At 58.0% G+C, this 12,661-nt stretch carries 13 protein-coding genes and 1 tRNA gene; 1 reads left to right on the forward strand and 13 read right to left on the reverse strand.

The window, feature by feature from the left end:
- Positions 1–47 precede the first annotated feature (47 nt).
- From ruvC to ABRP98_RS06775, 3 genes are all read right to left on the reverse strand, one after another.
- Positions 48–620 carry a crossover junction endodeoxyribonuclease RuvC gene (gene ruvC, locus ABRP98_RS06765; RefSeq protein WP_284769705.1) on the reverse strand — a complete coding sequence of 191 codons (573 nt, stop codon included), beginning with the start codon at positions 618–620 and terminating at the stop codon, positions 48–50.
- Positions 621–812: 192 nt separating this feature from the next.
- Positions 813–1,568, reverse strand: coding sequence for a YebC/PmpR family DNA-binding transcriptional regulator (locus ABRP98_RS06770; protein ID WP_284769704.1), 756 nt, complete (start codon positions 1,566–1,568; stop codon positions 813–815).
- Positions 1,569–1,660: 92 nt separating this feature from the next.
- Entirely contained in the window at positions 1,661–2,539 is an 879-nt protein-coding gene (locus ABRP98_RS06775) for an acyl-CoA thioesterase (protein WP_349858230.1), read from the reverse strand.
- A 143-nt stretch (positions 2,540–2,682) separates the two neighbouring features.
- Here ABRP98_RS06775 and ABRP98_RS06780 point away from each other — a divergent pair, with 143 nt between their 5' ends.
- Positions 2,683–4,065, forward strand: a complete 1,383-nt coding sequence (locus tag ABRP98_RS06780; RefSeq protein WP_349858233.1) for a DUF2029 domain-containing protein — start codon at positions 2,683–2,685, stop codon at positions 4,063–4,065.
- Between the two features lie 4 nt (positions 4,066–4,069).
- Here ABRP98_RS06780 and ABRP98_RS06785 read toward each other — a convergent pair whose 3' ends face one another.
- The 10 genes from ABRP98_RS06785 to ABRP98_RS06830 all read right to left on the reverse strand — a co-directional run bounded on the left by ABRP98_RS06785 (position 4,070) and on the right by ABRP98_RS06830 (position 12,661).
- Entirely contained in the window at positions 4,070–4,531 is a 462-nt protein-coding gene (locus tag ABRP98_RS06785; RefSeq protein ID WP_284782247.1) for a hypothetical protein, read from the reverse strand.
- On the reverse strand, positions 4,531–5,634 hold the full coding sequence (locus ABRP98_RS06790; RefSeq protein ID WP_284796070.1) for a glycosyltransferase family 4 protein: 1,104 nt from the start codon (positions 5,632–5,634) through the stop codon (positions 4,531–4,533). Before ABRP98_RS06790 ends, ABRP98_RS06785 begins: the two co-directional genes overlap by 1 nt.
- On the reverse strand, positions 5,634–6,536 hold the full coding sequence (locus tag ABRP98_RS06795) for a phosphatidylinositol mannoside acyltransferase (protein ID WP_349858234.1): 903 nt from the start codon (positions 6,534–6,536) through the stop codon (positions 5,634–5,636). The genes ABRP98_RS06790 and ABRP98_RS06795 overlap by 1 nt, the downstream gene beginning before the upstream one ends.
- Before the next feature lie 84 nt (positions 6,537–6,620).
- Complete coding sequence (gene pgsA / locus ABRP98_RS06800; RefSeq protein WP_284796067.1) at positions 6,621–7,229, reverse strand: phosphatidylinositol phosphate synthase; 609 nt, start codon at positions 7,227–7,229, stop codon at positions 6,621–6,623.
- Complete coding sequence (locus tag ABRP98_RS06805) at positions 7,222–7,791, reverse strand: HIT family protein (protein WP_284864366.1); 570 nt, start codon at positions 7,789–7,791, stop codon at positions 7,222–7,224. The genes pgsA and ABRP98_RS06805 overlap by 8 nt, the downstream gene beginning before the upstream one ends.
- Complete coding sequence (gene thrS / locus ABRP98_RS06810; RefSeq protein ID WP_349858238.1) at positions 7,778–9,841, reverse strand: threonine--tRNA ligase; 2,064 nt, start codon at positions 9,839–9,841, stop codon at positions 7,778–7,780. The genes ABRP98_RS06805 and thrS overlap by 14 nt, the downstream gene beginning before the upstream one ends.
- 77 nt (positions 9,842–9,918) lie before the next feature.
- Complete coding sequence (locus tag ABRP98_RS06815) at positions 9,919–11,145, reverse strand: Dyp-type peroxidase (RefSeq protein ID WP_349858240.1); 1,227 nt, start codon at positions 11,143–11,145, stop codon at positions 9,919–9,921.
- Between the two features lie 2 nt (positions 11,146–11,147).
- A complete protein-coding gene (locus ABRP98_RS06820) occupies positions 11,148–11,789 on the reverse strand; it encodes a copper chaperone PCu(A)C (protein WP_349858243.1) in 642 nt (213 codons plus the stop codon).
- A complete protein-coding gene (locus ABRP98_RS06825; RefSeq protein ID WP_410757085.1) occupies positions 11,789–12,397 on the reverse strand; it encodes a copper resistance CopC family protein in 609 nt (202 codons plus the stop codon). Before ABRP98_RS06825 ends, ABRP98_RS06820 begins: the two co-directional genes overlap by 1 nt.
- 188 nt (positions 12,398–12,585) lie before the next feature.
- Positions 12,586–12,661 (reverse strand) — tRNA-Gly (locus ABRP98_RS06830).

Here is a 12,661-nt window from a genome sequence, read left to right on the forward strand (position 1 = left end):
TTCGCCATGACCTTGTATTTAATAAAACTTAGTGGGTGAGCAGTGTACTAGGGCTTGATGCTCTTCCCCCGCCCGCGGACACCACTGGTCTTTGCACCAAGGCCTAAACCGGTACTATCCATCCTGACGATCGCTGGCGCCCGCCAGCAATGGCAGACAGCCAGCGCCAATGCGTCCGCTGCATCCGCCGGCTTGGGCGGCTCCGTAAGCCCGAGGATACGAGTAATCATCGCCGTCATTTGTTTCTTATCGGCGCGCCCGTTGCCAGAAATAGCCTTTTTTACCTCGGACGGGGTGTACATATACACCGGAATATCCCGCTCGGCTGCCGCGAGCACGAGGACTCCTACGACGTGTGCAGTCTGCATGACGGTCGAAACCTGGCCGCGTTCGAAGACGCGCTCTATAGCAACCACATCCGGCGAATAATCGTCCATCCACTCCTTAGCCGCAACGGACAGCCGCAGGAGCCGCTCGGTTAAATCTTTATCGCTCGGGGTCCGCACCACGCCAACGGAGACGGGAAGAATTGCGCGCCCGCGGCCTGCTTGGACCACGGACAGGCCACAGCGAGTAAGCCCAGGGTCGATGCCCATCACGCGCATGCCTTCGATATTCACACCCGCCCACTCCCCGTTCCGCGGCCTCGTCGTTTCTAGTCTCAATTCCCCATTATGTCTTACACACACATGTTCTACAACACGGCGTGAATTTTAGACTGCCCCAATAAAAACACAACAAAGCTCGGCGCCGGAATCTCCGCATGCGCGAAGACCCGCCACCGAGCTAGTGCCCCAATAAGTGCAGGAACCCTATTCTGCGTTGAGTTCCGCTAGAACCTCTTCCGATAGATCCATATTGGTATATACGTTCTGGACGTCGTCGGATTCTTCCAAAACATCGATGAGGCGGAAGATCTTCTTGGCGTCATTGGCCTCGAGGGGAACCTCAACTGAGGCACGGAAATCGTTATCGGAGTCATCGACTTCGATATCTGCTTCCTTAAGGGCTTCCCTGACAGCCTGCACATCCGTGGGAGCGCAGATGATCTCAAATTTCTCGCCCTGGTCTTTGACCTCTTCAGCGCCGGCATCGAGCACTGCCATCAAGACATCGTCCTCACTCAGTTCACCCTTTTCCACCAAGACATAACCAGTGCGGGAGAACATATAAGCAACCGAGCCGGATTCACCCAGGTTGCCGCCATTTTTGCTCATCGCTGTGCGGACATCGGTAGCCGCGCGATTGCGGTTATCGGTCAAGCATTCAATCAGCATTGCGACGCCATTGGGGCCATAGCCCTCGTACATGATGGTCTCCCAGTCGGCACCACCAGCTTCTTCACCAGAGCCGCGCTTGCGGGCGCGCTCGATGTTGTCATTGGGGACAGAGGCCTTTTTGGCCTTCTTAATCATGTCATCGAGCGTTGGGTTGGCCGCAGGATCACCACCGCCGGTTCGCGCCGCCACTTCAATATTCTTAATGAGCTTGGCAAATTCCTTGCCGCGCTTGGCGTCATTGGCAGCCTTCTTGTGCTTGGTAGTTGCCCATTTTGAGTGGCCTGACATTAAGTCCCTTTCTAATTGGGTTCTAAATCTGTTGACAATTATACGTGCCCTGCACGAACTGGGAAAAGCGCCCCCTTGATACAGACGCTTTTCTAGACGTTATGCCAATTACCGTGCGCAGAACCGCTACCTAAGTTCTCATCAAGGAACCGAGTTAAGCCTTCTTGGTTGACTAATGCAACGAGTTCGCCCTGCTCATTGAATAATTTACCGCGCGCGATCGCCGTTCCTTGAGCCGCTGTGGGCGATACCTGCTCATAGAGCAACCACTCATCCACGCGAAAGGGGCGAAGAAACCACACCGCATGGTCAAGGCTTGCCAATTGCACTTTTTCCCCTTGGTGCGGAATGAGCGCCGCCCGAATTAGGGTCATATCGGACATATACGTCAGGGCAGCGCGGTGGAAAGCGGGGTCACTCCCAAGCTCACCGGTATTGCGGAACCAAATATGGCGATATCCGGCACCTGTCACCTCCGCGGCGGCATCATCGCGGCCCTCATCGGGCACTAAACGGATATCCCAATCGGTCCACTCCTTCAAGATAATTCGGGTGGAATAGGGCGCCCCGCCGCCACGACGAGTGGCTTCATCGGGGCTTAATACCTGCGGTGCCACATCCTGATGTTCGGGACCTGCATCACCATCGCGGTGGAAACTAGCCAGCATAATAAAGACGAGGCGGCCACCTTGGATGACCCGAACCTGCCGGCTGGCAAAGGAACGGCCATCACGCAGCCTTTCTACCTGCAACTCCAGCGGCTTTTTCGTATCACCTGGGCCAACGAAATAACCATGGAGGGAATGCACCTGCTTGCCCTCCACCGTCCTTTGCGCCGCGGCAAGGGCCTGCGCGGCAACTTGCCCGCCAAAGGTGCGTTCAATCTGCGAGGGGATCGCCGGGCCAGAAAAGACATCCGCGTCTTGGGTGCCTTCTAATGCCAAAACCTCAGAAATGGTGCCCACAGTCATCCTTTCTTGCGCGCCTACTATGCGCTACATCACGTAAGTCTTCGTCTGCCTTGCCACCCTACTCCCCGGGGCAGCCCAACCCCGGTGACGAGAAATCTGATTCGAGCTACTCAACGACCAAATTATTCCCTAGAATCTTTTGGGTGAAAAGATTTGCGACAGTTCCTGCGGTATGGGTGGGCTGGGTGCTCGCCCGCTTGGTTTTGGTCTATTTTTTGAAGCTCGACCAAAGCGCACGCGGCGATGTTGCCTATTATTTCGCCGGCCTTTTTGGCACCGATCCTACGAAGATGACCGAATACCCCCACGCGGGCACGTGGCCCACCATCATCTTAAGCTGGTTCACCGGTGGAGACCGCGGCGTATTCTATATCGGCTTTACCATCATGACGCTGCTTGTCGATGCCACCTTCCTCGCCCTCCTGCTGCGCCACCACGAACGCAATAAGCGGGTTTTTCTCGCCGGCTGGTTCTGGGTATTTTTTGGCACGGCTGCAGGACACGTCTTTGTGTGGCGCCTCGATATTTTTCCTGCCGTCGCCGTCGCCGGTGCCGCAGCGCTTCTTATTTCTCATCCCAAGACAGGCGCCGTCCTATTGGGCTTCGCTACCACCATGAAGCTCTGGCCAGGCGTCCTCGCGGCCGGACTGGTAGGGCGTTTTAATAACTCTAATTCCTGGCTGCGATTGACGTCCTTTTTTGGGTCCGTTGCTGCTCTTTCTGCGTTCACAGTTTTTACCTCCGGTATGGACCGACTCCTTTCCCCACTGAATTATCAGGGGGTGCGCGGGCTCCAACTCGAATCCGTTCCGGCGACATACTTGCTATTGCAGGCACATCTCAACCCGGGTAAATGGCGATTAGGTTATGCGCCCTCCAAGAGCTTTGAGATTTCTGGCCCGGGAGTCGATACCGCCATCATGTGGAGCACTATCGCGACGGCCGGGATGCTGGGATTTGCCCTGAGCTGGGCGCTATACCGTTTCTTCGCCGGAGGGTGGACCTCGCGAACGACCATCGCCTTCTTCACCCTCATGGTGCTACTACTCATAGCCACCAATAAGGTATTTTCGCCCCAGTACATCATTTGGCTAGGCCCCCTATTCGCTGTGGTCGTACGCCAACAGCTCCCCGCCGGGTTTGTACCCATCAAAATCTGTCAGGGCCTCCTCGCTGTATGCGCAGTTGCAGCCGCCGCGCTTGGCACCTACATCTACCCTTTCCACTATGACTACGTGTGGAAGTATGTGGGCGAAAATCTGACTCCGGTCTACGTGCTCGTCGCCCGCAACGTCCTCATCCTCGTAGCGGTGCTCTTTGCGCTTATATGGTTCATCCTTGAGGTGAGCTTGTCGCGACGCATAGAAAAAGCCATCGTGGCAGCAGGCGGCTTGGAAACAAGCCCGGAAGCCGGCGCAGAGAACGCGTCCTCGCCAAATACGGGGCGAATTAATGTGCCCGGTTCTGACACCCCTGCCGCGTCTGAAGCGAGCACCGATGCCGCTAAGGAGGTAACGCGCGGCTAAGTTTTTAATCCGCCAGCATGTAGTCGAAGTACTCAGGTAATTTAGCGGTTCCGCCGAGGCGGAAGAAACGCACTGCTGGGCGCAGGCGCAGTGCACGCGTATCGCTGACTGCCTCGTTATAAAAGCGATGCGCTAACTGGATGCGGCCTTCTGCATCCGCCAAGGCGGCCGGGCGCTGGCCTACCGGAAAATCGCGCACAATGGCGGCCGAAAGCTCGCGTTCAACCATGGTGCGGGCTTGAAAATGCCCTTGCGAAAGCTCCGTGGATTCGGCCTTTTGTGCCAAGGCCGCAAGATCCGGGGCAACCGCCGCCGTTACCGCCGCTCGCCGGTCCAGCGCAGCCTGCAGCTGCGCCAGCGCAGCATCGGTGCGGATGTGCAGGAAATTTAGTCGCTGCGCTGTGAAAATGGCCCACGATCCCACAAGAATGAGCATAAGCAGCGCGATGGTTATTTCTATCGCCATCATCGCTTCACCCTCACCTTCGTGCCATCTTGCACCGTTTCATAAACTTGCATGACCGCCGCGGCAACATGGTCCCAGTCATACATCTGGGCGCGTTGCACGCCATTGCGCACCAATCGCCGCCGGTAGTCACCATCATCCAAGACCTGGTTGAGCACGCGTGCCAAATCGGTGGCATCGCCAGTGCGGAATAGTGCTCCCGCAGGCTCTTCCGATTCTGCGTTGCAGACCGCACGAAAGGCCTCTAAATCAGAAGCCACGACGGCCGCACCGGCGGCCATTGCTTCTACCAGCACGATGCCAAAGCTTTCCCCGCCCGTATTGGGCGCCACGTAAACATCGGCCCGGCCTAAGATCTGTGCCTTTTCTGCATCGCTAACGCGCCCGACAAAATCCACGCCCTCGACCTCGCGGGCGCGGCCGCCGCCCATAATGGTGACGCGAATATTCTTATTGACCTGACGCAATGCGGCTAACAGGATGTCCAGGCCCTTGCGTGGCTCGTCGAGGCGGCCGAGGAAGACGACCTCGAGTGGAGCATCGGCAAGCGCGGGCTCGCTTTTCTTGCGCGCAAGCGCGTAGACGGAGGTATCGACGCCGTTGGGGATCAGGACGGGATCGCCGCCCAGTTGCTCCACCTGCCAGCGCCGCGCCATGTCCGATACCGCAATGCCGCCGCGAATCTTTTCCAAAAAGGGCACGAGCAGCGGCTTTGCCAAGGTGAGGATGAGTGAATTGGCCGCCGAGGCGTGGTACGTCGCCACCATGGGGCCGTGCGCCACGGCCAAGGCGGTCATGGAAAAACTCGGGGAATTGGGCTCGTGGATATGCAGGACATCAAAATCGCCGTCCTGGATGAAGCGCTTGACCTTGCGCGTTACCTTCGGCCCCACCGACAAGCGCGCGACCGAGCCGTTATACGCAATCGGGAAGGCAGGTCCACCCTTGACCACAAAATCCGGCAGTGGTGTGGTTTCCGCGGCGGGACCAAGGACCTGGACAAAGTGGCCTTGTTCTATAAAAACGGTGGCCAGATCAAGGATATGGGCCTGCACGCCACCAGGTTCGTCAAAAGAATACGGGCAAATAATACCGATGCGCATTAACTGGAACGTTCCTTTCGCGCTTGCCGGCGCCGCTCCACGTCCTCATTCCATTGCGGCTGCAGCATGTGCCAGTCCGCGGGGTGGCGTTGGATATTAGCCGCAAACCCATCCGCCATCCGCTGGGTGGTCTCTTGGACATCGGTAACCTCAACTTCTGGCGACACCGACAAGCCCCAGCCATCGCCTTCAAACCACGAGTGCACCACGTGGAGCGCCGCACCGGTTTCAATGGCTAGCTGCGCGGGACCGGCCGCCATATTGGCTTCCTCACCCATGAAATCTACCGTGATACCGCGGCGGGTAATATCGCGTTCTGCCAATAGGCACACTACCCCGCCTTCCTGCAGGGCATCCTTCAGGCGTGCAAAGGGAGGGGCCGCGCCACCGGTAAGCGGCAGGACCTCAAAACCCAGTTCCTCGCGGTAATCCACGAAGGCATCAAATAACACCTCCGGCTTTAAGCGCTCCGCCACGGTGGTAAATTGCCCGTAGTGGCCCACCAAGAAGACCCCAGCCATATCCCAATTACCGGAGTGCGGCAGCGCCAAGATGACGCCGCGGCCAGACTGCGCGGAGGCATCAAAGTGCTCGAGGCCTTCCAAGCCGCTCATGAGGCGCTCATGGAGTTGGGGATCCGCGTGAATCGCGGGCAGGCGGAACGCCTCCATCCAATAGCGCATATATGAACGCATGGAATCACGCACCAGCTGGCGGGTGACGTTTTCTGCCCCCACTACGCGGGTGAGGTTACGTCGCAGGCCGTCCATGCCGCGCCCGTGGTTACTCGCGAAATCCGCCACCCACCGGAAGATGGTGCGCGCTACCGGTTCGGGCAGCCGGCGAACTACCTTCCAGCCCGCCAAATACCCGGCCGCTGCTACATCTTCTTTATCCCACATGGTGCCGGATCCTCCAGAAAAGTTTGTGCGCAAACCACGAACTAGCCGGAACGATAGCCCCCGCTGCGCCCATGTTCGCTTGATTTACATCGAGGCGTCTTGGCGCGCTGCAATGGCAATGCGCTGGTACACGGTAAATATAGAGCCTACTGCCAAGATCCACAACGATACCGCCGCGGCGTACTCTACGCCCAAGCCCTCTAGGCCAATGCCGCCTAAAGCCAGGATGAGGCGCTCGGGGCGCTCAATCAGTCCGCCCACCATGGTGAAACCGGAGGCCTCTCCCCTAGCCTTGATATAGGAAATGACCTGGGAGCATACCAAGGTAATGAGGCAGGCCGCCACGGTCCATTTGGACGCGTCTGCGGTATACACCAGCCACCAAGCGATAGCGCAGAATAATGCGCCATCGGTAATGCGGTCACAGCTCGCATCCAGCGTGGCGCCGAAAGCGCTCGATTTACCGGTCAGGCGGGCCATGGTGCCATCGAGCATGTCAAAGGCGGCAAAGAGGCCGGATAGTACTGCAGCGATAAAGAGGTGGCCGGTAGGAATGAGGATCACCGAAATAGCGATAGTCACAATAGTGCCTACAACCGTGACCACGTTGGGTGTCAATCCCAACTTTAAAAAGGTCTTGGCTATAGGTTCCACCACCACGGCGGCGGGCTTTCGCCCATGCACGCTAAGCACGCGAGTCCTCCTCTTCCATGTCACGCCAACCCTCTGCCAGGACACGACGGGTGTCTTGCAGTAGTTGCGGTAATACCTTAGTCCCATCGAGGACAGTCATAAAGTTACTATCCCCGGGCCACCTTGGCACCACATGCAAATGCAGGTGGTCTCCCACTGAGCCGCCGGACGCGCGCCCCAGGTTAAAGCCCACATTAATGGCCTCTGGCTGTGATACGCGCTTGAGCACCCGCACAGCCTTTTGGGCAAAGGCCATAAGCTCGTGGGATTCCTCCTCGGTGAGGTTTTCCAGCTCGGATTCCTTGCGGTACGGCACCACCATGAGGTGGCCGGCGTTATAGGGGAACAGATTGAGCAGCGCATATACCGACTTACCGCGCGCAATGATGAGTCCATCCTCATCACTGCCCTTGGGTGCTTCCACGAAGGGATCCTCGGACCGCTGCGCGATATAGGCCATCCGGTACGGCGCCCACAGTCGCTCCAACCGGTCCGGCTCACCGGCACCGGTATCGACGATTGTCTCCTCGCTATGTCCCTTCTGCGGGTTAGCGCCGGGCACGAATGAGCTCTTCTGTCGGCTGCTCGTTGGTGCGCTCTGCCACCCACGTGGAGATGAGCTCAACGGCTTCCTCGACGGGCACTCCATTGACCTGCGTGCCATCCAAGAAGCGGAAGGACACCGCACCGGCTTCCACATCGCGGGCACCGGCGACCAGCATGAAGGGCACCTTACCTGTCGTGTGGTTGCGGATCTTTTTCTGCATCCGGTCATCGGAGGTATCCACGTCCGCGCGAATGCCCTTGACGCGCAGCTTGGCGGCGACGTCTTCCAGATGCGGGACGAAGTCATCCGCAACGGGAATGCCCATGACCTGGTGCGGTGCCAACCACGTCGGGAAGGCGCCCGCGTAGTGCTCAAGGAGCACACCGAAGAAGCGCTCGATGGAGCCGAAGAGGGCCCGGTGAATCATGATCGGGCGCTTCTTCGTGCCATCGGAGGCGGTGTACTCCAGCTCAAAACGCTCGGGCAGGTTGAAGTCCAGCTGCACCGTGGACATCTGCCAGGTACGTCCAATGGCATCGCGGGCTTGGACGGAGATCTTCGGCCCGTAGAACGCGGCGCCCTCAGGGTCAGGAACGAGCTCGAGGCCGGATTTTTCCGCCACAGACTGCAAGATCGTGGTCGAGCGCTCCCAAATCTCATCGGAGCCGACAAACTTATTGGGGTCCTTGGTGGAAAGCTCCAAGTAGAAATCGGAAAGGCCGTAATCCTCAAGCAGCGAAATGATGAAGTCCAGAACCTGGGTAAGCTCTTCTTCCAGCTGCTCTTCGGTGCAGTAAATGTGGGCATCGTCCTGGGTAAAGCCGCGCGCACGGGTCAGGCCATGCACCACGCCGGACTTTTCGTAGCGGTAGACCGTACCGAATTCAAAAAGGCGCAGTGGAAGCTCACGATAGGAACGGCCGCGGGATGCAAAGATCAGGTTGTGCATCGGGCAGTTCATCGGCTTGGCGTAGTAGTCCTGCGGCTCCTTGACCGTATTTCCCTCGGCGTCATACTCGCCATCGAGCTGCATCGGCGGGAACATACCATCTGAGTAGAAATCAAGGTGGCCTGATTTACGGAAGAGGTCGCCCTTGGTGATGTGCGGGGTATTGACAAAGGAGTAACCCGCCTGCACGTGGCGGCTGCGGGAGTGGTTTTCCATCTCCATGCGCACGGTCGCGCCATTGGGGTGGAATACCGGGAAACCGGAACCGATTTCATCCGGGAAGGAAAACAGGTCTAGTTCTTGGCCCAAGCGGCGATGATCGCGCTTTTCTGCCTCTTCCACCATGGTCTGGTAGGCGGCCAATGCGTCCTTGGACTCAAAGGCGGTGCCGTAGATGCGCTGCAGGCCAGCGTTAGCCTGGTCGCCGCGCCAGTAGGCGGCGGACGAACGAGTCAGGGCAAAGGCTGGGATATATTTTGTGGTGGGAACGTGCGGGCCGCGGCACAGGTCGAACCATTCCACCTCATTGGTGCGCGGGTTCACGTTGTCATAGTGCGTCAAGTCACCGGCACCGACCTCGGCGGCCTCATCGGAGTCTGGGTCCACATTGCCCTTGTCCTGGATAAGTTTCAGCTTGAAGGGCTCATCCTGCAAGGCCTGCTCTGCCTCAGCCGTGGACACGTAGGTGTGGCGCTCGAAGCGCTGGCCACCCTTGATGATCTTCTTCATCCGCTTTTCCAGGGCCTTGAGATCCTCCGGGGTGAAGGGCTCAGCGGTCTGGAAATCGAAGTAGAAGCCGTTTTCAATGGATGGGCCAATGCCCAGCTTGGTGCCGGGGAACTCGGCTTGCACGGCCTGGGCCATGACGTGGGCGCAGGAGTGGCGAATGACGGCGCGGCCATCTTCCTCACAGGCGGCTACCGGAACAAACGTCGATTCCTCATCCGGGGTGTGCGAGAGGTCAAAAAGAGTACCGTCCACGCCGCGGACTACCACGACTGCCTCTGGGCCCTTATTGGGCAGGTCCAGCTCGCGGAGGACCGCGCCAACCGCTTGTCCGGCCGGCACGGTGAAGGATTCGTAATTTACCGGTGCCGCGGGAATAAGTTCCGCCATATTCGCGCTCCTTTTTGCGCTCGCGCAGATACGGCATACCTGGCCGCATCCACTAGTTAAATTTACGGATAGTCATTCTACAGGCCTGCATGCGTGCAAAGCGATTCCGCCCACCACGTTTCTTTACCATCGCCGCCTTTGGTTCCCGGCGGGCAGAAATACATCGCCGAACCAATGTGGGTCAGCCACTCATTCAGCAGGTCCGCCTCATCAAGGCGCGCCTGGATGGGCTCGAATTGCTTGGTGGGATCCTGTTGGTAGCAAATAAAGATTTGACCAATATTGGATAGTTGGCCATCTTTGCCATCCGGCGGCAGCTCGTAGTTATAGGGGCGGCGCAAAATCTTTTGCTCTGGGTGGTCCTTCGGCGCGGTGGCGCGCGCCATGTGGGAATTTTTATCAATGACGGGCAAGCCATACTCATCCGTGGCCTTAAAGTCCGCCTCATCGAATTCCGTATCACCCGTAAGCGGTGCCCCATTTTCCAGTTTGCGGCCCACCGCATTTTCGCGGGAAGGCCGATCCAGCTTTTCCCAGGTGTCGAGGTTCATGCGGATGCGGCGCACCACCATGGCCGTACCACCCTGCTGCCACTTTGGTCCGTCCTCGATCCAGACCTGGTCGGCGAATTCTTCATCGCCGTGCGGGTTAACGGTGCCATCTTTTTGGCCAAACATATTGCGCGCGGTTTCGCCCTTTTCGTGGCTGCCGTAGGCGTTGATAAAGCCCTGCTGCAGCCAGCTAACTTCGGCATAATGCTCGCCTGAGCGCACCATGTGCCGCAGGGCGTAGGTATTCATCAGCGGGTCATCGCTGCAGATTTGCAGGACGATGTCAGTCTGGCCCCACTTTTCTTCTAATTGGTCGCGGGAATAGGCGCGGACATCGCCAAGCCACTCCGGTTTATCCACGCCCAGCAGCGAGAAAATGCTCTCACCCAGCCCACACGTGATGGTGAGGTTCGCCGGCTGGCGCACCATTTCCGGCTCCAAAGTCCCCAACGGGGGCTGGCCCGTACACAGCGCCCGCGCATCCTCGGTCCACAACTTCATCAGGCGGGCAAAGCCCTGCTTGCCGATGTCCCCTTTGAGATCAAAGCCCACCAAGTTCAGGTGTGCTTGCTCCGGCGTGTCAATGCCGGCCTGGTGTGGGCCGTCGAAAGCTACGGTGGCATCGGCAAGCGGAGTGTTCTCCTCCGCTTCAGCGTTTGGTGTTGATCTATCCGAGTTGCACCCCACCAGCGCAAAGGCACTGGTAGACACTGCAGCGCCAGTGAGAAATCCCCTTCTGCTGAATCCCGTCATGACTAGTGCTTGTGATTTTCTTTCTCGTCGTCCTTGCCGGAGTGCTCGTGGCCTGCATGATCGGAGTGATCGTGGCCCGCGTGGTCGTGATCCATGCCTTCCATGTCGCCGTAGTCCTCGTCGCCAGCGCCCATGGTGCGGGCCTGGATGGTGCCCAGGTCAAGCTCATCGCCGCCAGACAAGGTCACCGTGAGCTCGAGGGAATCGCCAGGCATGATTCCTTCCTTCATGCCCATCAACATGAAGTGATCGCCACCTGGCGCAAGCTCGTGGCTATCGCCAGCCTTGATGACCAAGGGACTGGACTTTTCGCGCATCTGGCCATCGACGGTCTCGTGAATCTGGTTCATCTCTGCGTCCAGGTTCGTGGAGAACCCAGTTATCTCGATGTCTTCATCCGAGTGGTTGACCAAGGTGCCGAAGATGGCGGTCATATCCTTGTCTTCGCTCGCGCGTACAACAGCATCCTCGAAGGTCAGGTCCTTATCCGCTGCCGCGGTGGATTCGCTGGTTTTTGCAGTGGAAGAAGCAGCCGAAGTCGACTCTGAGTTATTGGAATCGCTCTCATTATCCGGAGAGCAACCAGCAAGAACCAGGGCGCTGAGGGAAACGCTGGCAATCAGGCGGGAAATTTTCTTAGTCATTATTTGTGACCTTTCGAGTCGTTTCGACGAGTTTTAGCGATCAACAAAGCCAGAACGGCCGCTATGGCCAGCACACCGCCCACGCCCAGGATGATTTTCACCGAGGTGGGCATATCGCTCGAAGAATCTGCAGCTCCATCTGCATCTGCAGCGTCGGTGGAAGAAGCATCATCGCTATCCTCACCTTTCACCGTAAATGAGACCCCACCGCGCGTGGCGTGTCCATCCGAGGAGGTGATGTTGTAGCCCACCTGGTAGTTTCCTGGCCCGGGATCGACATCATCTGGAGTCGTGATCGTGAGATCGCGGTCATCTAGCTCCGGCTCCTGGCTAAAGATCTGTTCGCCAGTGTCCTTATTGGTCACCGCAAAGGTGTTGAACTGATCCTTTGGGATGCCGGAAAACTCCAGGGTGATTTCCTCAGGAAACTCCTCGAGCTGGTCGCCCTCCTTTACGGTTCCGCCTACGACGGAATCGTGCGCCAGTGCTACAGGTGCGGATCCGCCCGCGATAAGTGCGGTAGCTCCTACCGCCACTGCCGTGCGACGCAACCAAGGTACGCGATGGCTCATTTTCAGCTCCTTCAGTTCTGAATTTTGCGTGTGCATGCAAAGACATCCTAATCCCAACGAACGTCTTGGTGACATTCGTGGTCATCAAGGTATCTCTATCAATAGTCGGTAACCGTATCTTCATAGTTCCGCATCGAAGCGAAAAAGTCTGCGATCTCCATCACTTCAAAAGTGTGGGGTGTGGCGGATACAAAAAAGCCGCCTTGGTGACAAGGCGGCTTGAGTGGAGCGGATGACGAGACTCGAACTCGCGACCCTCACCTTGGCAAGGTGATGCGCTACCAACTGCGCTACATCCGC

Origin of the sequence: Corynebacterium sp. KPL2838, assembly GCF_040225455.1 — a bacterium.
Taxonomy (GTDB): Bacteria; Actinomycetota; Actinomycetes; order Mycobacteriales; family Mycobacteriaceae; genus Corynebacterium; species Corynebacterium rhinophilum.